This is a genomic window from Pseudomonas oplopanacis, assembly GCF_057128725.1.
The window spans coordinates 191,200-216,963 of sequence record NZ_JBSKHV010000010.1 but is presented as its reverse complement, the minus strand read 5'-3'; the positions used below and the strand labels follow the sequence as shown (position 1 = coordinate 216,963).

Sequence of the window (25,764 nt, the reverse complement as noted above, 5' to 3'; positions counted from 1 at the left end):
GCTGTGTTGATTCACGCGAATAACAAGATTCCATTAGCCACGCCCGCTGACACCGGGCCAACGAAGAACTTTGAACCATGGCCACTATCCACGTAGACGGCAAAGAGCTCGAAGTCGATGGGGCAGACAACCTGTTACAGGCATGTCTGTCGCTAGGCCTCGATATCCCTTATTTCTGCTGGCACCCAGCCCTCGGCAGCGTTGGCGCTTGCCGCCAGTGCGCGGTCAAGCAGTACACCGACGAAAACGACAAGCGTGGTCGGATCGTCATGTCGTGCATGACGCCCGCCACCGACGGCAGCTGGATCTCCATCGACGACGAAGAAGCGAAAGTATTCCGCGCCAGCGTCGTTGAATGGCTGATGACCAACCACCCTCACGACTGCCCGGTCTGTGAAGAAGGCGGTCACTGCCACCTGCAAGACATGACGGTAATGACCGGCCACAACGAGCGCCGTTACCGCTTCACCAAGCGTACCCACCAGAACCAGCAACTGGGCCCGTTCATTTCCCACGAAATGAACCGCTGCATCGCTTGCTACCGCTGCGTGCGCTTCTATAAGGATTACGCTGGCGGCACCGACCTCGGTGTATTCGGTGCCCACGACAACGTGTACTTCGGTCGCGTTGAAGACGGCACCCTCGAAAGCGAGTTCTCCGGCAACCTCACCGAGGTCTGCCCGACCGGTGTGTTCACCGACAAGACTCACTCCGAGCGCTACAACCGCAAGTGGGACATGCAGTTCTCGCCGAGCATCTGCCATGGCTGCTCCAGCGGTTGCAACATCTCCCCGGGCGAGCGCTACGGTGAACTGCGTCGTATCGAAAACCGTTTCAACGGTTCGGTAAACCAGTACTTCCTGTGCGACCGTGGCCGTTTCGGCTATGGCTACGTCAACCGCGAAGACCGCCCGCGTCAGCCTCTGCTGGCCAACGGCGCCAAGCTGAGCCTCGACGAAGCACTGGATAAAGCTGCTGATCTGCTGCGCGGTCGCAACATCGTCGGTATCGGTTCGCCGCGTGCCAGCCTTGAAAGCAACTACGCGCTGCGCGAACTGGTCGGCGCCGAGCACTTCTACTCCGGTATCGAAGCGGCCGAGCTGGAGCGCATTCGTCTGGTCATGCAGGTGCTGAAAGACAGCCCGCTGCCGATCCCGAACATGCGCGACATCGAAGACCATGACGCGATTTTCGTTCTCGGCGAAGACCTGACCCAGACTGCAGCCCGTATGGCGTTGTCCCTGCGTCAATCGGTCAAAGGCAAGGCCGAAGACATGGCCGACGCGATGCGCGTTCAGCCTTGGCTCGACGCCGCGGTGAAGAACATCGGTCAGCACGCGCTGAACCCGTTGTTCATCGCCAGCCTGGCTGAAACCAAGCTCGACGACGTCGCCGAAGAATGCGTTCACGCAGCACCGGACGACCTGGCCCGCATCGGTTTCGCCGTGGCTCACGCCCTCGACGCCAGCGCTCCAGCCGTTGAAGGCCTGGACGCTGAAGCCCTGGAACTGGCCAAGCGCATCGCCGACGCCCTGCTCACGGCCAAGCGTCCATTGATCATTGCCGGCACCTCGTTGGGTTCCAAGGCGCTGATCGAAGCGGCAGCCAACATCGCCAAAGCCCTGAAGCTGCGCGAGAAAAACGGTTCCCTCAGCCTGATCGTGCCAGAGGCCAACAGCCTCGGCCTGGCCATGCTCGGTGGTGACTCGGTCGACGCCGCGCTGCAAGCCGTCATCGATGGCAAGGCCGACGCCATCGTCGTGCTGGAAAACGATCTGTACACCCGTACCGACAAAGCCAAGGTTGATGCCGCACTGACCGCTGCGAAAGTAGTGATCGTTGCCGACCATCAAAAAACCGCTACCAGCGATCGCGCGCACCTGGTTCTGCCAGCCGCCAGCTTCGCTGAAGGCGACGGTACCCTGGTCAGCCAGGAAGGCCGTGCCCAGCGCTTCTTCCAGGTCTTCGATCCGAAGTACATGGACGCGAGCATCCTGGTTCACGAAGGCTGGCGCTGGCTGCATGCCCTGCGCGCGACCCTGCTGAACCAGCCGATCGACTGGACCCAGCTGGACCACGTCACCGCTGCCGTCGCGTCGAGCACGCCGCAACTGGCGCGTATCGTTGATGCCGCACCGTCCGCCTCGTTCCGCATCAAGGGCATGAAACTGGCCCGCGAACCGCTGCGTTATTCCGGTCGTACCGCCATGCGTGCTGACATCAGCGTGCACGAACCGCGTACCCCGCAAGACAACGACACCGCGTTCAACTTCTCGATGGAAGGTTACTCGGGCTCGGTCGAACCGCGTCAGCAAGTGCCATTCGCCTGGTCTCCGGGCTGGAACTCGCCGCAAGCCTGGAACAAGTTCCAGGACGAAGTCGGTGGTCACATCCGCGCTGGCGACCCGGGCACCCGCCTGATCGAAAGCACCGGTGATTCGCTGAACTGGTTCGCCGCTGTACCGCGTGCGTTCAACCCGGCTCCGGGCACCTGGCAGGTTGTGCCGTTCTTCCACCTGCTGGGCAGCGAAGAGACCTCGTCCAAAGCCGCGCCGGTTCAGGAACGCATCCCGGCCGCTTACGTTGCCTTGGCCAAGTCCGAAGCCGATCGCCTGGGTGTCAATGACGGCGCCATGCTCAGCTTGAACGTGGCTGGCCAGACCTTGCGTCTGCCGCTGCGCATCAACGAAGAACTGGGTGCCGGTCTGGTTGCATTGCCTGCGGGCATCGCCGGCATTCCGCCAGCGATCTTTGGCAAATCCGTTGACGGTCTGCAGGAGGCAGCGCAATGACTTGGTTCACTCCTGAAGTGATCGCCGTGATCATCTCGGTCATCCAGGCCATCGTGATTCTGCTCGCCGTGGTGGTGTGCGGCGCGTTGCTCAGCTGGGTCGAGCGTCGTTTGCTCGCCCTCTGGCAGGACCGTTACGGTCCGAACCGCGTCGGCCCGTTCGGCGCGTTCCAGATCGCGGCCGACATGATCAAGATGTTCTTCAAGGAAGACTGGACCCCACCGTTCGCCGACAAGATGATCTTCACGTTGGCACCGGTCGTGGCCATGAGCGCCCTGCTGATTGCCTTCGCGATCATCCCGATCACCCCGACCTGGGGCGTGGCGGACCTGAACATCGGCATCCTGTTCTTCTTCGCCATGGCCGGTCTGTCGGTCTACGCGGTGTTGTTCGCCGGTTGGTCGAGTAACAACAAGTTCGCCCTGCTGGGCAGCTTGCGGGCCTCGGCGCAAACCGTGTCGTACGAAGTGTTCATGGGCCTGTCGCTGATGGGCATCGTGATCCAGGTCGGCTCGTTCAACATGCGCGACATCGTTGATTACCAGGCCCAACACCTGTGGTTCATCATTCCGCAGATCTTCGGTTTCCTGACCTTCTTCATCGCTGGCGTCGCCGTGACTCACCGTCACCCGTTCGACCAGCCGGAAGCGGAACAGGAACTGGCCGACGGTTACCACATTGAATACGCCGGCATGAAATGGGGCATGTTCTTCGTCGGTGAGTACATCGGCATCGTGCTGATTTCAGCGCTGCTGGTGACCTTGTTCTTCGGTGGCTGGCACGGTCCGTTCGGCATTCTGCCGCAGATCCCGTTCATCTGGTTTGCACTGAAAACCGCGTTCTTCATCATGATCTTCATCCTGCTGCGCGCTTCTATTCCGCGCCCACGGTATGACCAAGTGATGGATTTCAGCTGGAAGTTCTGCCTGCCGCTGACCCTCGTCAACATGCTGGTGACCGCTGCGATCGTGTTGCTCAACACGCCCGCCGTCGCGGCTCAGTGAGGATAGAGAATCATGAAGTACATATTTGACATCGTGCATGGCTTCTTCACCCAGCTTCGCAGCCTGGTGATGATCTTCGGCCACGCCTTCCGCAAGCGCGACACGCTGCAGTACCCGGAAGAAGCCGTGTACCTGCCGCCGCGCTACCGTGGCCGTATCGTCCTGACCCGCGACCCTGATGGCGAAGAGCGTTGTGTAGCCTGCAACCTGTGCGCCGTGGCGTGCCCGGTGGGTTGCATCTCGCTGCAGAAAGCTGAAACCGAAGACGGTCGCTGGTACCCGGACTTCTTCCGCATCAACTTCTCGCGCTGCATCTTTTGCGGCCTCTGCGAGGAAGCCTGCCCGACCACCGCAATCCAGCTGACACCGGATTTCGAGATGGCCGAGTTCAAACGTCAGGACCTGGTGTACGAGAAAGAAGATCTGCTGATCTCCGGCCCCGGCAAAAACCCTGATTACAACTTCTATCGTGTTGCAGGTATGGCGATTGCCGGGAAGCCGAAAGGCTCCGCGCAGAACGAAGCCCAGCCGATCAACGTGAAGAGCTTGCTGCCTTAAGGAAGAAAGATGGAATTCGCTTTCTATTTCGCATCGGGTATCGCTGTGGTGTCCACGCTTCGCGTGATCACCAACACCAACCCTGTGCACGCCCTGCTCTACCTGATCATTTCGCTGATCGCCGTGGCCATGACGTTCTTCGCCCTCGGCGCACCGTTTGCCGGTGTCCTGGAAGTGATCGCCTACGCTGGCGCCATCATGGTGCTGTTCGTGTTCGTGGTGATGATGCTGAACCTGGGCCCGGCCTCGGTCCAGCAAGAGCGCGTCTGGCTCAAGCCCGGCATCTGGCTCGGCCCGGTCGCCCTCGGCGCCCTGCTGCTGGTTGAACTGCTGTACGTGCTGTTCAGCCATTCCAGCGGCCAGGCCATCGGCCACACCACCGTAGACGCCAAGGCCGTGGGCATCAGCCTGTTTGGCCCTTACCTGCTGGTGGTCGAACTCGCCTCGATGCTGCTGCTCGCTGCAGCCGTCACGGCGTTCCACTTGGGCCGCAACGAAGCCAAGGAGCAATGACGATGCCTGCTATCCCTATGGAGCATGGTCTGGCGGTCGCCGGCATCCTGTTCTGCCTCGGTCTGGTAGGCCTGATGGTCCGCCGCAACATCCTTTTCGTGCTGATGAGCCTGGAGGTCATGATGAATGCCTCCGCACTGGCGTTCATCGTTGCCGGTAGCCGCTGGGCGCAGCCGGATGGACAGATCATGTTCATCCTGGTGATCAGCCTGGCAGCCGCCGAGGCCAGTATTGGCCTGGCGATTCTGTTGCAGCTGTATCGCCGCTTCCACACTCTCGATATCGACGCTGCCAGCGAGATGCGCGGATGAATCTTCTCTATCTGACTTTCGTATTCCCTCTCATAGGTTTCCTGCTGCTGGCGTTCTCACGCGGCCGCTTCTCGGAAAACCTGTCGGCGCTGATCGGCGTCGGTTCCATCGGTCTGTCGGCCATCGTCACGGCTTACGTGATCTGGCAATTCAACGTCGCCCCGCCCGAGGGCGGTCACTACACCCAGGTGTTGTGGCAGTGGATGGCGGTTGAAGGCTTTACGCCGAACTTCGCGCTGTACCTGGATGGCTTGTCGGTCACCATGCTCGGTGTGGTCGTCGGTGTCGGCTTCCTGATCCACCTGTTCGCGTCCTGGTACATGCGCGGTGAAGCCGGTTATTCGCGCTTCTTCGCCTACACCAACCTGTTTATCGCCAGCATGCTGTTCCTGGTCCTGGGCGATAACCTGTTGTTCCTGTACTTCGGCTGGGAAGGCGTGGGCCTGTGCTCGTACCTGTTGATCGGTTTCTACTACAGCAACCGCAACAACGGTAACGCGGCACTCAAGGCCTTCATCGTCACCCGTATCGGCGACGTGTTCATGGCCATCGGCCTGTTCATCCTGTTCCAACAGTTGGGCACGCTGAACATCCAGGAACTGCTGGTCAAGGCACCTGAGCACTTCAAGGTCGGCGACTTCTGGATCGTTCTGGCGACCCTGATGCTGCTGGGCGGCGCTGTCGGTAAATCCGCGCAACTGCCGCTGCAAACCTGGCTGGCGGATGCGATGGCCGGTCCTACTCCGGTTTCGGCACTGATCCACGCCGCAACCATGGTGACCGCAGGCGTTTACCTGATTGCCCGTACCCACGGCCTGTTTGCGTTGGCGCCGGACATCCTGCACCTCGTCGGCATCGTCGGCGGCGTGACCCTGGTGCTCGCCGGTTTCGCGGCACTGGTGCAGACCGACATCAAACGTATCCTCGCCTACTCGACCATGAGCCAGATCGGCTACATGTTCCTGGCGCTGGGCGTTGGCGCATGGGAAGGCGCGATCTTCCACCTGATGACCCACGCCTTCTTCAAGGCGCTGCTGTTCCTTGCCTCCGGTGCGGTGATCGTTGCCTGCCACCACGAGCAGAACATCTTCAAGATGGGCGGCCTGTGGAAGAAACTGCCGCTGGCCTACACCAGCTTCATCGTCGGCGGCGCGGCCCTGTCTGCCCTGCCACTGGTCACCGCCGGTTTCTACTCCAAGGACGAAATCCTCTGGGAAGCGTTTGCCAGCGGCAACCACGGTCTGCTGTACGCCGGTCTGGTCGGCGCGTTCATGACCTCGCTGTACACCTTCCGCCTGATCTTCATCGCGTTCCACGGTGAAGCGAAGACCGAAGCGCACGCCGGTCACGGTATCGCTCACTGGCTGCCACTGTCGGTGCTGATCGTGCTGTCGACCTTCATCGGCGCGATGATCGTTCCACCGCTGCACGGTGTGTTGCCGGAAAGCGTCGGGCATGCCGGCGGCGAAGCCAAGCACAGTCTGGAAATCGCTTCGGGCGCCATCGCCCTGGCCGGTATCCTGCTGGCCGCGTTGCTGTTCCTGGGCAAGCGTCGTTTCGTCACTGCCATCGCCAACAGCGGCATCGGCCGCTTCCTTTCGGCCTGGTGGTTTGCTGCCTGGGGCTTCGACTGGATCTACGACAAACTGTTCGTCAAGCCTTACCTGGCGATCAGCCACGCACTGCGCAGAGACCCGCTCGACCAGACCATCGGTCTGATCCCGCGTATGGCCAAAGGTGGTCACACCGCCCTGAGCCGTACCGAAACCGGTCAACTGCGTTGGTACGCAGCCTCGATGGCAGCCGGCTCCGTGCTGGTCATCGGCGCCATCGTGCTGGTAGCGGTCTGAATATGAACCTTGCGAACTTGCGAAAGGAATTGAGCCCGTCATGATTCTGCCTTGGCTAATCCTGATCCCCTTCATCGGCGGCCTGCTGTGCTGGATGGGTGAGCGCTTCGGCGCCACCCTCCCCCGCTGGATTGCGCTGTTGACCATGACCCTGGAACTCGCACTCGGCCTCTGGCTGTGGGCCCACGGTAATTACTCATTTGCACCGGCGCCTGGCGCCGATCCGACCTGGGCGCTTGAGTTCAAGCACATCTGGATCCAGCGCTTCGGCATCAGCGTGCACCTGGCCCTCGACGGCCTGTCGCTGCTGATGATCCTGCTGACCGGTCTGCTGGGTATCCTCTCGGTACTGTGCTCGTGGAAAGAGATTCAACGTCACGTTGGCTTCTTCCACCTGAACCTGATGTGGATCCTGGGCGGTGTCGTCGGCGTGTTCCTCGCCCTCGACCTGTTCATGTTCTTCTTCTTCTGGGAAATGATGCTGGTGCCGATGTACTTCCTCATCGCGCTCTGGGGTCACAGTTCTTCGGACGGCAAGAAAACCCGGATCTACGCGGCGACCAAGTTCTTCATCTTCACTCAGGCGTCCGGCCTGATCATGTTGGTGGCGATCCTGGGTCTGGTGCTGGTCAACTTCAACAGCACCGGCGTGATCACGTTCAACTACGCCGACCTGCTGAAAACCAAGATGTCGCTCACCACCGAGTACATCCTGATGCTCGGCTTCTTCATCGCCTTCGCGGTGAAGCTGCCGGTCGTACCGTTCCACTCGTGGTTGCCTGACGCTCACGCCCAGGCGCCAACAGCAGGTTCGGTCGACCTGGCCGGTATCTTGTTGAAGACAGCGGCTTACGGCCTGCTGCGTTTCGCCCTGCCGCTGTTCCCGAATGCCTCGGCCGAGTTCGCGCCGTTTGCCATGACCCTGGGTCTGATCGGGATCTTCTACGGTGCGTTCCTGGCCTTCGCCCAAACCGACATCAAGCGTCTGATCGCCTACTCCTCCGTTTCCCACATGGGCTTCGTGTTGATCGGCATCTACTCCGGCAGCCAACTGGCGCTGCAGGGCGCGGTAATGCAGATGCTGGCGCACGGTCTGTCGGCGGCGGCACTCTTTATCCTCAGCGGTCAGTTGTACGAACGCACCCACACCCGCGACATGCGTGAAATGGGTGGCCTGTGGTCGAAGATCGCTTACCTGCCGGCCATCAGCCTGTTCTTCGCAGCCGCGTCCCTGGGCTTGCCGGGCACCGGTAACTTCGTCGGTGAGTTCCTGATCCTGATCGGCACCTTCGCCGCTGCGCCGTGGATCACCGCGATCGCAACGTCGGGCCTGGTGTTTGGTTCGGTCTACTCGCTGATCATGATCCACCGTGCCTACTTCGGCCCGTCCAAGTCGGACGCGGTGTTGCATGGCATGGATGGTCGCGAACTGATCATGGTGGTCGGTCTGGCGGCGCTGCTGATTTACATCGGCGTGTACCCGCAACCGTTCCTCGATACCTCTGCCGCGACGATGCATGGCGTGCAGCAGTGGCTCGGCTCCGCCTTCACTCAACTCGCTTCGGCCCGGTAAGAGCGCTATGGAATTCACGACTCAACACTTTATCGCGCTAGCGCCGTTGTTGATCACCAGCGCCACGATCATCGTGGTGATGCTGGCGATTGCCTGGCGCCGCAACCACTCTCAGACCTTCCTGATTTCCGTGGCGGGCCTGAACCTGGCATTGCTGTCGATCCTGCCAGCCCTGAAAGTCGCGCCATTGGCCGTGACCCCGCTGTTGCAAATCGATAGCTTCGCCTGCTTGTACATGGCGCTGATCCTGGTCGCCACCCTTGCTTGTGTGACCCTCGCCCACGCCTACCTCGGCGATGGCGGTTCGGGTTACCCGGGCAACCGTGAAGAACTGTACCTGCTGATCCTGATGTCCGCCGCCGGTGGCCTGGTTCTGGTCAGCGCGCAGCACCTGGCCGGTTTGTTCATCGGTCTGGAACTGCTGTCGGTGCCGGTCTACGGTCTGGTGGCTTACGCCTTCTTCAACAAGCGTTCGCTGGAAGCCGGTATCAAGTACATGGTGCTGTCGGCCGCCGGTTCTGCGTTCCTGTTGTTCGGTATGGCACTGCTGTACGCCGACTCGGGTTCGCTGAGCTTCGTGGGTATCGGTCAAGCACTGGCTGCCACTGGCCTGCCAAGCTCGCTGGCGCAACTGGGCCTGGGCATGATGCTGATCGGTCTGGCGTTCAAGCTGTCGCTGGTACCGTTCCACCTCTGGACCCCGGACGTGTACGAAGGTGCTCCGGCACCGGTGGCCGCGTTCCTGGCAACCGCTTCCAAAGTCGCTGTATTCGCGGTGATGGTGCGTCTGTTCCAGATCTCCCCAGCGGCAAGCAGCGGTGTGCTGAGCGACGTGCTGACCATCATCGCCATCGCGTCGATCCTGTTCGGTAACCTGCTGGCACTGACCCAAAGCAACCTCAAGCGTCTGCTGGGTTACTCGTCCATCGCCCACTTCGGCTACCTGCTGATCGCCCTGGTGGCGAGCAAAGGTCTGGCCGTGGAAGCCATCGGCGTGTACCTGGTCACTTACGTGATCACCAGCCTCGGCGCGTTCGGCGTGATCACCCTGATGTCCTCGCCGTACAACGGCCGTGACGCGGATGCCCTGTACGAATACCGCGGCCTGTTCTGGCGCCGTCCGTACCTGACCGCCGTACTGACCGTGATGATGCTGTCCCTGGCCGGTATCCCGCTGACCGCGGGCTTCATCGGCAAGTTCTACATCATCGCGACCGGTGTCGAGTCGCATCAATGGTGGCTGGTCGGTTCCCTGGTACTGGGCAGCGCCATCGGCGTTTTCTACTACCTGCGTGTGATGGTCACCCTGTACCTGATCGAACCGAACCTGCGTCGCCACGATGCGCAACTGCACTGGGAACAACGTGCAGGCGGCGTGATGCTGCTGGCGATCGCTCTGGTGGCGTTCTTCCTGGGCGTTTACCCGCAGCCATTGCTGGTCCTGGTTCAACAGGCCGGGTTGGCGGGTTGATCGCTTAAGCGACACTCGGTAGAAAACAGAAACGGCACCTTCGGGTGCCGTTTTTGCGTTTGTGGGATGTGTTGCGGCTGCCCTGCCCTCCTTGTGCAATCCCCGAAAGCGCTCGCCTGACCCACCGCCATCGCGGGCAAGCCCGGCTCCCACAGGTTTAGCGGTGTACATGAAGCCTGCTGGCATCCCGCAATTCTGTAGGAGTGAGCCTGCTCGCGATGGCGGACTATCAAGCACATAAAACGACACCTTCGGCTGCTGCTTTTGCACCTGGGGTAGTGGCTTCAGACATCGATTGACCCACCGTTTTCCAGGCCAGCCCCCTGCCAAGTTTCCCCTCCCCTTTATCGAATGCTCTCACCGTACTGGTCGACTCGTCCTACAGGTGTTTTTACAACCGGGGTCTACCGTTCAAAGCGGGAGCGAAAAGGATGGCTTCGATGCCTTGACCGATTCGATTATCGAGACAACACTATACGTAGGTAGCGTACAGAACATGGATGCTCTTTTTATCGAATTACCTATGTTTCAGAAACACCGAGACGATTATCTGGATGACGATCTGTTTCGTAGCTTTCAGCTGGAGTTACTGAGGAATCCGCAAGCGGGTGATCTCATCGAGGGCACCGGAGGGCTGCGCAAAATCCGCTTCTGCGATCAACGCCGAAGCAAGGGCAAGCGCAGCGGATTGCGGGTGATTTATTACTGGTGGTCAGGCTTCGATCAATTCTGGTTATTCACCGTGTACGACAAAAACGAGCAGGACGACCTGTCGCCCTCCCAGAAAAAAATCTTCAGACAAATGCTAGCAAGAGAAATCAACACGAGATCCCACTATGAAACGTGACATTTTTTCCGAACTGATGGATGGCCTCGAAGCCCTGGCCGATGAGCGCCAAGGCAAGATTACATTGCGAACCCACAAGGTTCAGCTGCCAAAACTGGTGCCCATCACCGCCGAGGAAGTGGTAGCCATCCGCCAACAGCTCAACCTCTCCCGTTCCGTGTTCGCCATGTATCTGCGCACCAACACACGAACCCTCGAGAACTGGGAACAGGGACGGGCAATACCCAATGCCCAAGCCACGACGCTGATCCGTCTGGTGGAACGCTTTCCGCAGACGATCGAACAACTCGCAGCCTTGAACTGAACCGTCGAGGCAAAACGGCACAGTCGGGTGCCGTTATTGCATTTTTCGAAGGCCCAGAACCTTGGTTTGGGCGACGCTCGATTTTCCCCTCACAAATTTTGTAGGAGTATTCGCCAAGTAAAAGGTTAAAGATCACGATCAACACAACTATTGAGATTTTGCCTCAGCCTCCTGTTGAAACTTCCCACAAGTGGAAACGAAAAATCCCGAACACCCAGTTGTTTTGTAATGTCGTTACTGCCAAAGCGCACCACGGCGCCACGCACTATTTAGTCAACCCAACAATTGTTGTGTACGTATTTCGATGTTACTTCAATACGCTTTCGACACTTTCTGACATTTTTGACGCCCTTAACCCATGACTTATATATTTGATCCGTGCTCAACAACGCACATCCAACTAAAAACAAGAGGATTTAATCATGGGTTATTTGGTCAGCTGGAACGCCAACAAAGTAATCGACCTTGAACAACAGGACGGCCCTACTGCAGAGCAAATTGAAGAACTGCAATTGACCGAGACTGAACAGGCCGAACTGGAAGCCGTTTAAAAAAAACGGGGGGCAATGCCCCCCGTTTTTCAAGGGAGCAAACCATGGACAGTTTCACACCTGCAGAACGAGACCTCACCCTTGCACAGGCCGAACAGCGGATTTACGCGGAACTGGAGAGTTTGGGACTTCACGCCGAGCCCCGCGTAATGGGCCAACAGATCGTCGCGGTGCAGGTCTCTGCCAGTTCCAGCAACCAGCGCGGCATCGCTCGTGGGGCGGGCAAGGGTTATCACCCTCACGCCCATGTTGGAGCGCTGTACGAAACACTGGAGCATTATTTAAGCGATCATTTCAATACGTCCGATATTGACTGCATACACCCGCGTTACTTTTCTGACTCGACACTATTTATCGACGACTCTGTTCTTTCTCCCCTCATCGAACAAGACGACACATTGACAGCCTGCAGAACTTATACGGATGTTTTCAAACACACTTCATTTTATTACCCGGTTGCTTTATGCTCGCCCGGATACTCATCCAGCCCACTGAAACAAGACACAACACACTATGGCGTATTACGACGTTACGCATCTAACAGCGGAACGGCTATTGGCGCCAGTTACAACGAAGCCGTCTTGCATGCAGCCAATGAATGCATCGAACGCGATGCAGTCTCATTGTTTCTGCTGGAGCATTTCTACTACGAAAACCAGCCGGCGCTGCGCCGGGTCGCTCGAGTGGCGGATGACGAAGAACTGGGCCGATTATGGCGGGATGCCGAGACTGAGATCGGAGCAGAAATCGCCTTGATCGACATCAGCACCGAATTCCTGCCACACACGTTCCTGGCGTTCTCTACCGAACCTGCCGTCCATCCCAACGTGTTCGGGAGCGGTTGTTCGATCAGCCCCCGACATGGCGCGTGGCGGGCGTTGACCGAACTCGTCCAGTTGCATCACACCGCCTCGGAACCGGAACTGCAGTATTTCCTGAGCAACGCGCAACGGCACTTGAGCCCATTTCCGCGCCTGCTTCGCTGCCTGCAATTCGATCTGTATCCACTGCTGACCCTGTGCAAGCAACTCAAGGTGCAGTTACCCGACGCAGTCAATGAGCGTCCGTTGGCGGAGCAAATCAATCTGCTGGCCGAAGACCTGCAGCGGCATGGGCGCACGCTGGGGGTACACCGGCTGCATCAGACCCCACTGGGGACCACGCTGGTGAATGTGGTCATTCCGGGGCTGGAACGGTTTTTCGTGGTATCCAGCGGCAATGTGGTGATCCCGCAAGCACGCGGACGGCGCCTGCAAAAGCATCAGGAAGTGGCAGCATGACCCCTGCCTTCCGTCGAGAGCAGCACCTCACTCATTCCTTCACCGATCGCAAGGCTATGCCAGGCGAACTCGATGTCCACATCGAACCCTTCGGCCCGGGCCTGCATCATCTGTTCGTTTTGCGCGTGAACGGCAGCGATTGGATCGGTCGCAAAGTCCTGCAACAGCACGCCACTGACGGCTGGTACATCAGCAGCCTGCTCAAGCCCTGGATGCTGCTCGGACCGTTGGCTGAATGGCATTGGGGCAATCAAGGCGCAGTGATCTATTTCCGCGCGGCGTCTTTGCAGCAGAAGGAAACGGCGTTTGCCAACGCATTGGTGCAATCTGACGGCGAAGTGCGCTTCCCGTTTCCGGCCATGGATGACAGCGGTCTTGAATCTGTATGCCCGCCCGATTATTGGCAGTGCAACGAGTCCCTCGCCACACAGTTGAATGCCGACGAAACACACTTTCGCGAGCATTGTGCATGCCTGCTCAAGACCCTGTCAGATCCCGACTCGGTGATCCTTGACCCGGCGTGTTCGACGGGTGAATTCATCGCGCATCTGGCCGCCGAGCTCCCCGACCGTCAGTGTCTGGGCTCTGATCGCTCAGCTTCGATGATCGAACATGCCAAACAGCGTCACGGCACGTCACCTGTCCGGTTCTACTTTGCCGACGCCCGCGACATCGCAACTGCCGGCATCAAATGCGATGTGCTGATACTGCGTTTCCTGAATGCCGAAGTGATGACGCGCACGGACGCACGCAAAGCGTTCCACGATTTGGCGGCCTGCGTTAAGCCGGGAGGCACAATTCTTCTTTTCGGCCATACGCCGGTGCTGATCGCCGTGCCTTACATGGCGCAGTTGCTCAAACTTGAGCTGATGTCCTGCGTTGCGGCCCGTCCTGGCCACACAGAACTGTTCCAGTTCTACAGGCTGAGGAAGCCCCTCTGATGGTCAGGAATGGCTACTACCCGACAGACGACGGCCATCATCTCTATTGGGAGCGATACGGTACCCCAGGTAGCGAACCGATATTTTTCCTGCATGGCGGACCGGGTGGTCGCAGCAACCGCCATCACCTGGAGTTTTTCGATGAGCGCTGTTTCGACATCATTCTGTTCGACCAGCGTGGCTGCGGACGCTCCATACCCCAAGGCGAACTCCAGCACAACAACACCTGGCTTTGCGTCGAAGACATCGACGCCCTGCGCCGGCACCTGGGCTTCGAAAAAATCAGCTTGTTCGGTGTCTCCTGGGGGAGCTGGCTGGCTATCCAATACCAGCAACGTTATCCCGAGGCTGTTCTGAAAACCACGCTGGTCTCTGTGTTCGTGCCGTTTGCGGCCAATGTAACTGCCTACGATAAAGCCTTGAGTGACGGCTTGTCGGCAATGCCCGATGGAACCTGCGCCGCCAGTGCCGCGGCGATTTACCAAGCCCTGAACAACGGCTGTTCAATACAGCAGCGTCATGCGGCGCTTCACTGGTCGCGGGCGGCGTTGCATTTGAACGGACAATCGATGCCCCCTGGCGCACTCGAAGACTTCGTTGACGACGAAGCCGTGCGCAGTATCCGTCTGGAATTGCACTACCACGTCAACCGGTACTTCTTCAGCGTGGAAGACGAAAACCTCTCGCTCAACGCCGACACCCTGGCGATACAAGGCATCAAAGACACCTTCGGCCTGGCCAGCCTGCGCTGGTTGCGCGAGCGCCAGCCCATTCACTGCCGCCTGCTACACGCCGGGCACAACGCGTTCGAGTTGCCGGTATTAAAAACCGTGCGCCTGTCGTTGAAACGCGCTTATGCGCAGGCAACTCCGACATGACGAAATTGTAATTCCCTCATCACCTTGACGTTATCCGCAGCTTGCAACGATGTCACCCGGCGACCATGCCGGCGGGACTATGCCCGTCGAACAATAAAACCCACGCCGAAGCACGTTCCCGTTCTGCCGATCCCAAGGAGTGATTGATGGTTAACAATACAAAAATGTCGATGGCCGCTTTGGCTGTAGTGGTCGGCTCAGGGCCGTCCATGGTCCTGGCGGAGGATAAAGCCGAGGGGTTTATCGAAGGCAGCAGCCTGACGATGCTCAACCGCAACTTCTACTTCAATCGTGATTACCGTCATGGCCAGTCGAGCCCTACCGGCAATGGTTATTCCGAGGCCTGGGCCCAGGCCATCATCAGCAAGTTCGAGTCCGGGTTTACCCAAGGCACCGTCGGGGTTGGTGTTGATGCGTTTGCCATGATTGGCCTGAAGCTCGATACCGGTGACGGCCGCAACGGTGGTCGCAGTTCGTTCGACGTGCTGCCGGTCAACAGTGAAGGCGAAGCGCCGGATGAATACACCAAGGTCGGTGGCGCCGCCAAAATCCGCGCCTTCGATACGGTGGTCAAGGTCGGTGATGTGTTCCCCGCCACCCCGGTCGTCGCGGCAGGTGACTCTCGATTGCTGCCGGAAAGCTTTAGGGGCGTCACGGCGACCAACACCAGCCTCGAGAGATTGTCGGTTCAGGGCGGACGCCTGCATGCGATGAGTCAACCAGTGTCCAGCGACCTGCGCGAAAACTTCGCGACGTTTTACGCCGGTCCGGTCAATTCGCCGTGGATCGCCTACGGAGGCGGCGACTATGCGCTGAACAAGAACCTCCGCTTCAGCCTGTATTCCAGCCGTCTCAAGGATGCCTGGAATCAGTATTACGCCGGCACCGCGTGGACGTATCCGCTGTCGGACGACCTGTCGTTGTTTGGCGGCCTTAACTATTACAAGGCGGTCGATGAAGGCAAACAGTTGCTCGGCCAGTTCGACAACAACATCTGGAGCGGTCGGGTCGGCGTGAAACTCGGCGCGCATTCCGTGGCGTTGTCGCACCAGCGCAACAACGGTAATGACGACTTCGACTACCTGCGCCAGTCCGACTCGATCTTCCTCGACAACTCCATCCAGTACAGCGACTTCAACTCGCCGAAAGAACGTTCGTGGATGGTGCGTTACGACCTCGACATGACGACCTTTGGCGTGCCGGGATTGTCGTTCATGACCCGCTACGCCCGTGGCACCGACGCCGACTATTCCAACGCCAACGCCGTGTACATGCGCCGCGATGCCGAGGGCAATCCGCTGACCGACCAGAAGCGCTGGGAACGCGACATCGAAGTCAAATACGTGGTGCAGACGGGCTCGCTGAAAGACCTGTCGTTGCGCCTTCGCCAGGCCAATACCCGCGCTACCGCGTATGAATCGGATCTGGATGAAGTGCGGGTGATTATCGAGTACCCGCTGGCGATTCTCTGACTTCACGGGTTATACGCATTTACCTTTAGAAGCTCCTGGCTCCTTTGGTAAGAGGTGAATTTTTTGGCGTCCTTTTGGACGCCTTTTTTTGTGCCCGGGTTTGGTGGGCTCATTCAGCATCTTCTTTGACTGGCCTACCGCTATCGCGGGCAAGCCCGGCTCCCACAGGTTTCTCGGTGTACGCAAACTCTGCTGGCACCCCTGAAATAATGCAGGAGTGAGCCTGCTCGCGAAGAGGCCGGCCCAGCCCACATCATCATCGACTGACCCACCGCTATCGCGGGCAAGCCCCGCGAATTGAAATACGCACTGCAAGGCTCACCCACCACGCTGACGACAATCCCCAGCCACGGTGTATCGGATAGTGTTGAGCTGGCCCTTGGAGTCTTCATAAGTCATTGCGGCCGGCACCGCAGCGCAAGCCGCTTGCGGGCGCACCACGCTGACCACTTTCACCACGTCCAGCGTCATCCCGTACGCATACTCCTTCACCACCGGCGCAGCTTTACCCTGGTTGGCGGCGTACTGCTCCATGGCTTTGGAATTGGCGCTGAGCGCACGTTCAAACGTACGATCACCGCCGCCCTCAGCCATTACATTCAGGGACATCGCCATCACGCCGGCGAATGTCATCACCTTGATCAATTTCATGTTCATTACCTTCATAAAAAAGCCCACCACCGGAATTCGATGACGGGCTTGTCCAAGTGCGGCACGCTTACAAATTTTTAGTCTTATCGTCCTTCTTTTCATTGACGACGACCGGGTCGCGGGCCTGCTCCTTGGCGACGAACAGTTCTACGGATCGGTCTTTGGCCGCCATCATTCTTGCGAATGTCTTGTCGCCGCCACCGGCCGCCATGACCACAGAAGACATCACCAATGCCGCTGCAAACGCACCCACCTGTACAAGTTTCATCTTTGATTCCTCGTTTAATTAACTAACGGGATCAAGGTAACAATCCGAACCTTTCGTGACGGTGGCGCGCACATTACATATCCGTTATGTGCCAGAAAAGGGTGGGAGCGAGCAGGCTCGCTCCCACAGGGGATCACCTATTGGGTTGGGACAGTGTCTTCGTCTCGTCGATGGGCGAGCTGATACAGCGCCGGCAAGATCAGCAACGTGAGGATGGTCGAGGACACAATCCCGCCGATCACCACCGTCGCCAGCGGACGCTGCACCTCCGCCCCGGTGCCGGTTGCCAGCGCCATTGGAATAAAGCCCAGGGACGCCACCAGCGCCGTCATCAACACCGGCCGCAACCGCGTCAGCGCCCCTACGTTGATCGCATCAGACAGCGAACGCCCCTCCTCGCGCAAATTGCGGATGAACGAGATCATCACCAACCCGTTGAGCACCGCCACCCCCGACAGCGCAATGAATCCGACACCTGCCGAGATCGACAGCGGGATGTCCCGCAGCCACAACGCCATGACGCCACCGGTCAAGGCAAACGGAATCCCGGTGAACACCAGCAGCCCGTCCTTGAGGTTGTTGAACATCATGAACAACAAGCCGAACACCAACAGCAGCGCCACCGGCACCACGATCTGCAAGCGCCTGGCCGCCGACTGCAACTGCTCGAACTGCCCGCCCCAACTGGTCCAGTAGCCCGCCGGAACCTGGACATCGCGCTCGATCACTTCGCCGGCCTCTTTAACGAACGAACCAATGTCGCGCCCACGCACGTTGGCGCTGACAATCACCAGTCGCTTGCCGTTTTCGCGGCTGACCTGATTGGGCCCGAGTACCAGGTCGAGGCTGGCGACGTCCTTGAGCGCGATGAAGCCAATCTGGCCGGCAGCGCCATTGACCGGCGCCGGTACCGGAATCAGCAGCGCCGACAGGCCATCGATGTCCTGGCGCATGGCATCGGACAGGCGCACCACCATGTCGAAACGCCGGTCGCCTTCGTACAGCGTCCCGGCCTTGCGCCCGCCGACCGCCACCGCAATGGTGTCTTGCACATCGCCCACGTTGAGGCCATAACGCGCGGCCTTGTCGCGGTCGATGTTGATGGTCAGCACCGGCAGGCCGGTGGTTTGTTCAACCTTGACCTCGGAAGCGCCATCGACCTTCTGCAGGGCTGCGGCGACCTTCGCCGCCGTGGCGTTGAGCACGTCCATGTCGTCGCCGAACACCTTGACCGCCACGTCGCTGCGCACGCCGGAGATCAGCTCGTTGAAGCGCAACTGGATCGGCTGCGACAGTTCATAGTTGCTGCCCGGCAACGTCGCGGCGGCTTGTTGCAGTTCGGCCATCAGGGTTTCGCGGGACTTGTCCGGGTCCGGCCACTGCTCTTTCGGCTTGAGCATCACGTAGCTGTCGGAGATGTTTGGCGGCATCGGGTCGGAGGCGATTTCGGCGGTGCCGGTGCGGGCGAACACGCGCTCGACTTCGGGCACCTTGTCGAGGATCAGGGTTTCCAGACGCTGTTGCATGTCGACCGACTGGGTCAGGCTGGTGCCCGGCACGCGCAGGGCTTGCAGGGCAAAGTCGCCTTCACTGAGGCTGGGCACAAACTCGCTGCCCATGCGACTGGTCATCACGCCGCTGAGCGCAATCACGCCCAGTGCCATCCCCACGGCCAGCGCCCGATGGCTCATTACCCAGGCCAACGCCGGCGCATAAATCTGGCGCGCGCCGCGCATGACCGCACCCTCCTCTTCCTTGACCTTGCCGGTCACGAACAGCGCAATGGCCGCCGGAACAAACGTCACCGACAACAACATGGCCCCCAACAGCGCGATGACCACCGTGAACGCCATCGGGTGGAACATTTTCCCTTCGACACCGCTCAAGGCGAAGATCGGCAGGTACACGACCATGATGATCAACTGGCCGAAAATCAGCGGACGCCGCGCTTCTTTGGCGGCTGCAAACACTTCGTGAAACCGTTCGGAACGGGTCAGCAGTCGCCCGTGATGCTGCTGCGCATGGGCCAGCCGTCGCAGGGTGTTTTCGACGATCACCACGGCGCCGTCGACGATGATCCCGAAGTCCAGCGCGCCGAGGCTCATCAGGTTGGCACTGACCTTGTTGCTGAACATGCCGGTGAAGGTGAAGAGCATCGAGAGCGGAATCACCATCGCGGTAATCAGCGCCGCACGGATGTTGCCGAGAAACAGGAACAGAATCGCGATCACCAGAATCGCGCCTTCCACCAGGTTCTTCTTCACCGTGGCAATGGCTTTGTCGACCAGGTGCGTGCGGTCGTACACCGGCACCGCGATCACGCCTTTGGGCAAGGATTTATTGATCTGTTCGAGCTTGCCGGCAACCGCTTGCGAGACGGTGCGGCTGTTTTCACCGATCAGCATGAACACCGTGCCCAGCACCACTTCGCGGCCGTTTTCGGTGGCGGCACCACTGCGCAGTTCGCGGCCGATTTCCACGGTCGCGACGTTCTTCACCCGGATCGGCGTGCCGTCGACGTTGGCCATGACAATGTTGGCGATGTCCTCGGTGCTAGCCACCTGCCCCGGCGCACGAATCAGCAACTGCTCGCCGCTGCGCTCGATGTAACCGGCGCCGACGTTGGCGTTATTGCGCTCCAGCGCCGTGACCAGATCGGTGAGGGTCAACTTATATGCCGCCAACCGTTTCGGGTCGGGTGCGATCTGGTATTCCTTGGCGAAACCGCCGATGGTGTTGATCTCGGCGACCCCCTGGACGTTGCGCAATTGCGGCTTGATGATCCAGTCCTGAATCACCCGCAGATCGGTGGGTGTGTACGGCGTGCCGTCGTCCTTCAGCGCACCGTCCTGCGCTTCCACCGTCCACAGGAAAATCTCGCCGAGGCCGGTGGAAATCGGTCCCATCACCGCCTCCGCGCCCTCGGGCAATTGCTCCTTGGCGATCTGCAAGCGCTCGTTGACCAGTTGCCGGGCGAAGAACAGGTCGGTGCCGTCCTTGAAGATCACCGTGACCTGCGACAGACCGGAACGCGACAGCGAACGCGTCTGCTCCAGCGCCGGCAAACCGGCCATCGCGGTTTCAATCGGAAAGGTGATGCGCTGCTCGGTTTCCAGCGGCGAGAACCCGGCGGCGCCGGTGTTGATTTGCACCTGGACGTTGGTGATATCCGGCACGGCGTCGATCGGCAGTTTTTGATAACTGGCGATGCCGAGGCCGGCCATGAGCAAAACGGCGAGCAGCACAATGATGCGCTGCTCGATGGCAAACTGGATCAGGCGTTCGAACATGAGAACCTTCTCGTCGAGGGGGCGTATCGGTGGGAGTCTTCAGTGAGCGGTTTTAGTGAGCGTGCTCTGCCGAGGCTTTGCCCAGTTCCGATTTGAGGACGAAGCTGCCGGCAGCAGCGACTTGCGCGCCAGGCTCCAGCCCTTGGGTGATTTCCACCTGGCCGGCCGCGCGACTGCCCAGCTCCACCGCTTGCGCCTTGAAGCCATCGTCGGTGCGCACGAACACCGTGGGTTTGTCCTCGACCGTCTGGATCGCGGTTTCGGGAACGGCGACCTTGGCCTGGCGGCTGTCGGTGGCGACCCGGGCAGCGACGAACAGCCCCGGACGCCACGAGCCTTGCGGGTTTTCCAGGGTCACGCGAACCGTCGCGGTGCGCGTCTGTTCGCCGAGCAAGCTGCCGACGTAAGCCACGGTGCCGACGACTTCGGCGTTCAGTTCCGGGGCGCTGACGGTGACTGTTTTGCCCACTTGCACCTTGTTCAGGTCCTTGGGCGACACGCCGAAGGTCACCCACACCCGCGACAGATCCGAAAGCGTGAAAGCCGCCGTGGTTTCGTCAACCACCTCCCCCGGCGTCAGGTGTTTTTCCACTACCACGCCGTCGAATGGCGCGCGCAATTCATAGCGATTGCCGCCGGTGGCGACCACGCTGCCGCTGAGCACGCTGATTTTCTGCCGGGCATTGTTCAGGGCGATTTCGGCTTCCTCCAGCGCCTGGCGAGCCTGAAGGAAATCCTGTTCGGCGGAAATCTTGTCCTGCCACAACTGCTTTTCTCGCTCGTAAGTGGTACGCGCCAAGGTCAGGCGTCGCTGTGCGGCAGCTTGTTCGCTGCGCTGATCGGAGATCTGCTGACTGGCGATCACCGCCAGCAACTGCCCCTTTTTCACCGGCTGCCCGAGATTGACCGACACCGACTCGACCACTCCCGGCACGCGCGGCACGATGTGGGCGGTACGGTCCTCGTCGAAGCGCACTTCGCCGGGAAACGACAAACCGAGGCTGATGTTCTGCGCCCCGGCTTCGGCCAATTGAATGCCCGCTATAGCAATCTGCTCGGCGCTCAACGTCAGGTGCCCTTCTTCGCCTTCGGCATGCTCGCCGTTGGCAGTGGCGCCTGCTTCAGCGTGGTCGGCATGCTCCGCCGCCTCATCGGCATGGGCGTCGATGGTGGAATTACCCGTCCACATCGAACCGATGCCAATGCCCAGTGCCAACGTCGCCGCAGCGACAACGATCAGTTTTTTATCCATGGAAACTCCTCTGCGTCAGGCCATCGCGCAGTCAGGTAAAAGGTGAAATTCAAGGGCTGACGGCGAGATCGCCAAAAATCCGTTCGATGCGCACCCGCGCGTCCGTCGCCTCGGCAACGGCCTGTATGTACTGGGTGCGGGCGCTGATCAGGGTGCGCTGGGCGTCGAGCACGTCGAGGAAGCCGAACTTGCCCATTTCGAAACCGCGGGTGGCGCTGTCCACAGCACTTTGCGCGGCGGGCAGGATGGTCTGGTTGAACGCTTTGACCTCGCCGTTGGCGGTCTGCCATTGCTCCAGGGTGGTCTGGATTTGCGTGCGCAAACGCAGCTCGGTGGCATTGCGCAGGTCCCGCGCCTGATCAGCGCGCCGCGCCGCGGCCAGGACGTTGCCTTGATTGCGGTTGAACAGCGGAATCGGCATCGACAGCCCCACCACGTTCACCCGCTCGCGCTCCGTTTCGCTGTACTGGCTGCCGACACTGACAGTCAGATCCGGCATTCGCTGCGCTTTCTCCAGCCCCAAAGAAGCCTCGCGCTGATCGATCTGCAATGTGGCCAACCGCAGCTCGGCGGTTTCGTTCAGGCGCTCGAGCAACCGGGTCGGCGGCGGTACGGCCGGCATGCCTTGAGGTGCGGCCTGCACATTGACCGAGGTCGGCAACGGTGAGCCCATGACCTGCGCCAATTGCTGATAGGCATTGCTCTGGTCGCGTTCGGACCGGCTCAACTCCAGGCGCACTTCCGACAGTTGCACCTGCGCCCGCGTGCCTTCGACCGGTGACGATTTGCCCGCCTCGATACGCCCTTGCGCCACGCGCACACCGTGCTCGGCCAGTTGCAGCGACTGACGGGACAACTGCAACCGTTGCTGGGCAGTCTGTGCGCCGGTAAACGCCTGGATCACATCGGCGCGCAAGGCATTGCGCTGGCGTTCCAGCTCGATGCCGGAGGCGTCCTGCGCACGGCTGGCAACTTCGATACGTGCGCCGCGCTTGCCGCCCAGTTCAATCGGCTGGCTGAGCATCACCGTGGTGGTACGCGATTCGCGCCGGGTGTCTTCGGCCTCCCACGACACTTCAGGGTTGGGTATCAGACCGGCCTGCTGTCGATCCCCTTGGGCGATGCCGATTTCCCACTGCGCTGCCGCCAGGTCGGGGTTACCGGCGAATGCCGTTTGCAGGGCCTGATCCAGCGTCAGCGTCGAGCCGGGCGAGACCGCTGCGAAACCAGGACCGGCCAACAATAAAAAACAGGTGGCACTCACCACCCGTCGCGTTTTTTTCAGGCGTGATCGCGCCGTCAGTTCTCTTAAACCGGGCAATGGAGTACTTCCTTCTTTAAATCAAGAAACTTCGATGCGGCCACGGTAATGTTTTGAACTTATCGACAAGGTGACTGGAACATTACAAATCCGTTATACACGGCGCCGACAAGTTGTTTTGCTCTAGCATGTGAAGTACAAATCCAGTATCGCAATACATAGAAACAAATGCTCTGTGGTTATCCGCCGAACAGTACTTGTCCGAATTCAGTTCTCATGCGGCGGATGAACTTTTTGCCACACCCACTGCGACAAGCCGTCGCAGATGGCCGGTTTAAAGGCTCAGCACCGACGTTTTCGGTTGACCCTGTAGCCACTACACCCTTTACCTTGCACGCCTTGACACGGAGAACCGCTGAAAGAAAATACAGACCTCACACAGTTAGCCGTTATTGAATCCCGTCCGGAGCCCTTACAAAAACAACAACTTTCCCGACCAACTTAGTTACATATCCGTTAAATAGAAGTGGTGATTGATCATGCGAATCCTTATCGTCGAGGACGAGCTTAAAAGTGCCGAATACTTACATCAGGGACTGACGGAAAGTGGTTATATCGTTGACCACGCGGCAACGGGTGCCGATGGACTGCATCTGGCCCAACAACAGGTTTATGACCTGGTGATCCTGGACGTGAATCTGCCCGAACTGGACGGCTGGGGCGTACTTGAACAACTGCGTCGTACCCGCTCCACCCGGGTGATGATGTTGACCGCGCGCGGTCGGCTGGCCGACAAGATTCGTGGCCTGGACCTGGGTGCCGATGACTATCTGGTCAAGCCATTCGAGTTTCCGGAATTGTTGGCGCGGGTACGCACCTTGATGCGCCGCAGCGATAACATCCCGGTCCCCCAGGTGCTCAAAGTCGCCGACCTGGAACTCGACCCGGGGCGCCACCGCGCCTTTCGCGGCGAACAACGCATCGACCTGACCACCAAGGAGTTCGCGCTGCTGCATCTGTTGATGCGCCAGTCCGGCGAGGTGCTCACCCGCACCCAGATCATTTCGCTGGTGTGGGACATGAACTTCGACTGCGACACCAACGTGGTCGAAGTCTCGATCCGGCGCTTGCGGGCGAAAATCGACGACCCCTTCGACAACAAGTTGATCCATACCCTGCGCGGTGTCGGCTATGTGTTGGAGGCGCGGGAATGAAGCCGGTGAGCCTGTCGCTGCGCCTCGGTCTGACGGTGAGTATTCTCGGGGCATTGTTGGTGGTGTTTCTGGCGATCTTCGCGTATTTCGCCCTGACCCATGAGCTGAATTCGCTCTCCCGGGACAGTCTGGAAAAGAAAATGGCGCAGGTGGAACACAGCCTGTCGATGTACATCGATGCCAATGAAGTCAGTGGAAAACCACACATTCTGCTCGATCAGATCATGGGCCATGACAACCTGACGCTGACAATTTACGACCGCTCGAACCTGCGTTCACCGCTGTTGAAGTCCGGCACCGGCATGGCCGATCCGCGCGTCGAACTGAAGGCCGTGCGCAGGGCCACCGATCAGTTGGCTTACTCCGCCAGCACCGACGCCCAAGGCATAAAGTTTCTGACGGCCTCCCGATTGATCCGCCTGAAGGACGGCACCAGCGTCCCGGTACTGCTGTCGATGGACAATGCCCACGATCAGGCGTTGCTCAGTGCCTATCTGCGCACGACGCTGATGGCGCTGCCGTTGCTGCTGATCCTCATCGGCCTCTGTGCCTGGGCGGCCGTGCAGCGTGGCCTGGCACCGATGCGCGAGTTTCGCAAAGTGGCGGAGATGGTGTCGACGCAAGACCTCGACCATCGACTCTCGGTGGTGAACATGCCGCAGGAACTCAGTGAACTGGCGCAGGGCATCAATTTCATGCTGCATCGCCTCGACAGCGGCGTGCAGCAGTTGTCGCAGTTCTCCGATGATCTGGCCCACGAGCTGCGCTCGCCGATCAACAACCTGATGGGCAAGGCACAGGTGACACTCTCTCGTGAACGCACGACGGATGAGTACAAAGACGTGTTGGTGTCGTGTACCGAAGAACTGGATCGCCTTGCGCGGATTGTCTCGGACATGCTGTTTCTGGCGCAGGTCAGCCACCCGGCGGCGCTGACGCCTTTCGAGCTGATTGCGCTGGAAGATGAAGCCCTGAAAGTCGCCGACCTGTTTTCCCTGTCCGCACAGGACAAGCAGGTTCATTTGACGGTGGTGGGCAGTGCCCGGGTGACGGGCGACCGGTTGATGATCCAGCGGGCGATCTCGAACCTGCTGTCCAACGCCCTGCGCCACTGCCCGGCCGGGCAAACGGTTTCGCTATTGATTGAACAAGGCGCGACGCAGGTTTCCCTGCTGGTTAGCAACCCCGGCGCGGGCATCGAAGCGCAGCATCTGCCGCATCTTTTCGACCGTTTTTACCGCGTCGACAGCAGCCGCTGCCGCGCCCAGGGCAGCACCGGACTGGGCCTGGCCATCGTGCGCTCGATCATGAGCCTGCATCAGGGTGTGGCAGAGGTTAAGAGCCTGCCGGGAGTGATGACGGTGTTTCGGTTGGAGTTTCCTGCGATTGAGGGTGTGGCGCCCTGAGGTATCAGGCTTGAGATTTTCGCTGTCGGGGCCGCCGCCTTCGCGAGCAGGCTCGCTCCCACAGGGGATTTGTGTCG

The 25,764-nt window shown here is 59.8% G+C and carries 22 protein-coding genes; 17 read left to right on the top strand and 5 right to left on the bottom strand.

Going from position 1 to position 25,764, the window contains the following annotated elements; genetic code table 11:
- Positions 1-77 precede the first annotated feature (77 nt).
- From nuoG to ACWKV5_RS20360, 15 genes are all read left to right on the top strand, one after another.
- The gene (nuoG, locus tag ACWKV5_RS20430) at positions 78-2,792 is read left to right on the top strand and encodes an NADH-quinone oxidoreductase subunit NuoG (RefSeq protein ID WP_483842758.1); all 2,715 of its coding nucleotides are present in this window, start codon (positions 78-80) and stop codon (positions 2,790-2,792) included.
- Positions 2,789-3,796, top strand: a complete 1,008-nt coding sequence (nuoH, locus tag ACWKV5_RS20425; protein ID WP_218439445.1) for an NADH-quinone oxidoreductase subunit NuoH — start codon at positions 2,789-2,791, stop codon at positions 3,794-3,796. The genes nuoG and nuoH overlap by 4 nt, the downstream gene beginning before the upstream one ends.
- A gap of 12 nt (positions 3,797-3,808) precedes the next feature.
- On the top strand, positions 3,809-4,354 hold the full coding sequence (gene nuoI, locus ACWKV5_RS20420; RefSeq protein ID WP_007946418.1) for an NADH-quinone oxidoreductase subunit NuoI: 546 nt from the start codon (positions 3,809-3,811) through the stop codon (positions 4,352-4,354).
- Between the two features lie 9 nt (positions 4,355-4,363).
- A complete protein-coding gene (nuoJ, locus tag ACWKV5_RS20415) occupies positions 4,364-4,867 on the top strand; it encodes an NADH-quinone oxidoreductase subunit J (RefSeq protein ID WP_348058466.1) in 504 nt (167 codons plus the stop codon).
- Between the two features lie 2 nt (positions 4,868-4,869).
- Positions 4,870-5,178, top strand: coding sequence for an NADH-quinone oxidoreductase subunit NuoK (gene nuoK / locus ACWKV5_RS20410; protein WP_007946416.1), 309 nt, complete (start codon positions 4,870-4,872; stop codon positions 5,176-5,178).
- Positions 5,175-7,028, top strand: coding sequence for an NADH-quinone oxidoreductase subunit L (nuoL, locus tag ACWKV5_RS20405; protein WP_483842757.1), 1,854 nt, complete (start codon positions 5,175-5,177; stop codon positions 7,026-7,028). The genes nuoK and nuoL overlap by 4 nt, the downstream gene beginning before the upstream one ends.
- Before the next feature lie 40 nt (positions 7,029-7,068).
- The gene (gene nuoM, locus ACWKV5_RS20400) at positions 7,069-8,601 is read left to right on the top strand and encodes an NADH-quinone oxidoreductase subunit M (protein WP_483842756.1); all 1,533 of its coding nucleotides are present in this window, start codon (positions 7,069-7,071) and stop codon (positions 8,599-8,601) included.
- A 7-nt stretch (positions 8,602-8,608) separates the two neighbouring features.
- On the top strand, positions 8,609-10,072 hold the full coding sequence (nuoN, locus tag ACWKV5_RS20395; RefSeq protein ID WP_027925104.1) for an NADH-quinone oxidoreductase subunit NuoN: 1,464 nt from the start codon (positions 8,609-8,611) through the stop codon (positions 10,070-10,072).
- A gap of 496 nt (positions 10,073-10,568) precedes the next feature.
- A complete protein-coding gene (locus ACWKV5_RS20390; RefSeq protein ID WP_483842768.1) occupies positions 10,569-10,919 on the top strand; it encodes a toxin in 351 nt (116 codons plus the stop codon).
- Complete coding sequence (locus ACWKV5_RS20385) at positions 10,909-11,223, top strand: helix-turn-helix domain-containing protein (protein WP_483842755.1); 315 nt, start codon at positions 10,909-10,911, stop codon at positions 11,221-11,223. The genes ACWKV5_RS20390 and ACWKV5_RS20385 overlap by 11 nt, the downstream gene beginning before the upstream one ends.
- Positions 11,224-11,645: 422 nt before the next feature.
- Positions 11,646-11,774, top strand: coding sequence for a hypothetical protein (locus ACWKV5_RS20380; protein ID WP_483842754.1), 129 nt, complete (start codon positions 11,646-11,648; stop codon positions 11,772-11,774).
- A 44-nt stretch (positions 11,775-11,818) separates the two neighbouring features.
- On the top strand, positions 11,819-13,054 hold the full coding sequence (locus ACWKV5_RS20375) for a YcaO-like family protein (RefSeq protein ID WP_483842753.1): 1,236 nt from the start codon (positions 11,819-11,821) through the stop codon (positions 13,052-13,054).
- On the top strand, positions 13,051-13,995 hold the full coding sequence (locus ACWKV5_RS20370) for a class I SAM-dependent methyltransferase (protein ID WP_483842752.1): 945 nt from the start codon (positions 13,051-13,053) through the stop codon (positions 13,993-13,995). Before ACWKV5_RS20375 ends, ACWKV5_RS20370 begins: the two co-directional genes overlap by 4 nt.
- Positions 13,995-14,873 (top strand): alpha/beta fold hydrolase, encoded by an 879-nt coding sequence (locus tag ACWKV5_RS20365; RefSeq protein ID WP_483842751.1) that lies wholly within the window; start codon positions 13,995-13,997, stop codon positions 14,871-14,873. Before ACWKV5_RS20370 ends, ACWKV5_RS20365 begins: the two co-directional genes overlap by 1 nt.
- Positions 14,874-15,019: 146 nt before the next feature.
- On the top strand, positions 15,020-16,345 hold the full coding sequence (locus ACWKV5_RS20360; protein WP_483842750.1) for an OprD family porin: 1,326 nt from the start codon (positions 15,020-15,022) through the stop codon (positions 16,343-16,345).
- Positions 16,346-16,663: 318 nt separating this feature from the next.
- On the opposite strand, the gene ACWKV5_RS20355 is transcribed toward ACWKV5_RS20360, so the two are convergent.
- From ACWKV5_RS20355 to ACWKV5_RS20335, 5 genes are all read right to left on the bottom strand, one after another.
- Positions 16,664-16,996 carry a DUF2790 domain-containing protein gene (locus ACWKV5_RS20355; RefSeq protein ID WP_483842749.1) on the bottom strand — a complete coding sequence of 111 codons (333 nt, stop codon included), beginning with the start codon at positions 16,994-16,996 and terminating at the stop codon, positions 16,664-16,666.
- Between the two features lie 67 nt (positions 16,997-17,063).
- Positions 17,064-17,264: a co-regulatory protein PtrA N-terminal domain-containing protein gene (locus ACWKV5_RS20350; RefSeq protein ID WP_483842748.1), complete on the bottom strand. Its 201-nt coding sequence runs from the start codon at positions 17,262-17,264 to the stop codon at positions 17,064-17,066.
- 137 nt (positions 17,265-17,401) lie between these two features.
- Complete coding sequence (locus ACWKV5_RS20345; protein WP_483842747.1) at positions 17,402-20,554, bottom strand: CusA/CzcA family heavy metal efflux RND transporter; 3,153 nt, start codon at positions 20,552-20,554, stop codon at positions 17,402-17,404.
- Positions 20,555-20,606: 52 nt separating this feature from the next.
- Positions 20,607-21,806: an efflux RND transporter periplasmic adaptor subunit gene (locus tag ACWKV5_RS20340; RefSeq protein WP_483842746.1), complete on the bottom strand. Its 1,200-nt coding sequence runs from the start codon at positions 21,804-21,806 to the stop codon at positions 20,607-20,609.
- Positions 21,807-21,855: 49 nt separating this feature from the next.
- Entirely contained in the window at positions 21,856-23,127 is a 1,272-nt protein-coding gene (locus ACWKV5_RS20335) for a TolC family protein (RefSeq protein ID WP_483842745.1), read from the bottom strand.
- A 479-nt stretch (positions 23,128-23,606) separates the two neighbouring features.
- On the opposite strand from ACWKV5_RS20335, the gene ACWKV5_RS20330 reads away from it, so the two are divergent.
- Both ACWKV5_RS20330 and ACWKV5_RS20325 read left to right on the top strand, forming a co-directional pair.
- Entirely contained in the window at positions 23,607-24,281 is a 675-nt protein-coding gene (locus tag ACWKV5_RS20330; RefSeq protein WP_483842744.1) for a heavy metal response regulator transcription factor, read from the top strand.
- On the top strand, positions 24,278-25,687 hold the full coding sequence (locus tag ACWKV5_RS20325) for a heavy metal sensor histidine kinase (RefSeq protein WP_483842743.1): 1,410 nt from the start codon (positions 24,278-24,280) through the stop codon (positions 25,685-25,687). The genes ACWKV5_RS20330 and ACWKV5_RS20325 overlap by 4 nt, the downstream gene beginning before the upstream one ends.
- Positions 25,688-25,764: the final 77 nt, after the last annotated feature.

Excerpts from the sequence above, each read along its gene's own strand:
- ACWKV5_RS20365 (WP_483842751.1), top strand. The coding sequence starts at position 13,995 with ATGGTCAGGAATGGCTACTACCCGACAGACGACGGCCATCATCTCTAT.
- ACWKV5_RS20340 (WP_483842746.1), bottom strand. The coding sequence starts at position 21,806 with ATGGATAAAAAACTGATCGTTGTCGCTGCGGCGACGTTGGCACTGGGC.
- ACWKV5_RS20350 (WP_483842748.1), bottom strand. The coding sequence starts at position 17,264 with ATGAAACTTGTACAGGTGGGTGCGTTTGCAGCGGCATTGGTGATGTCT.
- ACWKV5_RS20360 (WP_483842750.1), top strand. The coding sequence starts at position 15,020 with ATGGTTAACAATACAAAAATGTCGATGGCCGCTTTGGCTGTAGTGGTC.
- nuoG (WP_483842758.1), top strand. The coding sequence starts at position 78 with ATGGCCACTATCCACGTAGACGGCAAAGAGCTCGAAGTCGATGGGGCA.
- nuoL (WP_483842757.1), top strand. The coding sequence starts at position 5,175 with ATGAATCTTCTCTATCTGACTTTCGTATTCCCTCTCATAGGTTTCCTG.
- ACWKV5_RS20355 (WP_483842749.1), bottom strand. The coding sequence starts at position 16,996 with ATGAAATTGATCAAGGTGATGACATTCGCCGGCGTGATGGCGATGTCC.
- nuoJ (WP_348058466.1), top strand. The coding sequence starts at position 4,364 with ATGGAATTCGCTTTCTATTTCGCATCGGGTATCGCTGTGGTGTCCACG.
- nuoK (WP_007946416.1), top strand. The coding sequence starts at position 4,870 with ATGCCTGCTATCCCTATGGAGCATGGTCTGGCGGTCGCCGGCATCCTG.
- ACWKV5_RS20370 (WP_483842752.1), top strand. The coding sequence starts at position 13,051 with ATGACCCCTGCCTTCCGTCGAGAGCAGCACCTCACTCATTCCTTCACC.
- nuoI (WP_007946418.1), top strand. The coding sequence starts at position 3,809 with ATGAAGTACATATTTGACATCGTGCATGGCTTCTTCACCCAGCTTCGC.
- nuoN (WP_027925104.1), top strand. The coding sequence starts at position 8,609 with ATGGAATTCACGACTCAACACTTTATCGCGCTAGCGCCGTTGTTGATC.
- ACWKV5_RS20380 (WP_483842754.1), top strand. The coding sequence starts at position 11,646 with ATGGGTTATTTGGTCAGCTGGAACGCCAACAAAGTAATCGACCTTGAA.
- ACWKV5_RS20325 (WP_483842743.1), top strand. The coding sequence starts at position 24,278 with ATGAAGCCGGTGAGCCTGTCGCTGCGCCTCGGTCTGACGGTGAGTATT.
- ACWKV5_RS20390 (WP_483842768.1), top strand. The coding sequence starts at position 10,569 with ATGGATGCTCTTTTTATCGAATTACCTATGTTTCAGAAACACCGAGAC.
- ACWKV5_RS20375 (WP_483842753.1), top strand. The coding sequence starts at position 11,819 with ATGGACAGTTTCACACCTGCAGAACGAGACCTCACCCTTGCACAGGCC.
- ACWKV5_RS20385 (WP_483842755.1), top strand. The coding sequence starts at position 10,909 with ATGAAACGTGACATTTTTTCCGAACTGATGGATGGCCTCGAAGCCCTG.
- nuoM (WP_483842756.1), top strand. The coding sequence starts at position 7,069 with ATGATTCTGCCTTGGCTAATCCTGATCCCCTTCATCGGCGGCCTGCTG.
- ACWKV5_RS20330 (WP_483842744.1), top strand. The coding sequence starts at position 23,607 with ATGCGAATCCTTATCGTCGAGGACGAGCTTAAAAGTGCCGAATACTTA.
- nuoH (WP_218439445.1), top strand. The coding sequence starts at position 2,789 with ATGACTTGGTTCACTCCTGAAGTGATCGCCGTGATCATCTCGGTCATC.
- ACWKV5_RS20345 (WP_483842747.1), bottom strand. The coding sequence starts at position 20,554 with ATGTTCGAACGCCTGATCCAGTTTGCCATCGAGCAGCGCATCATTGTG.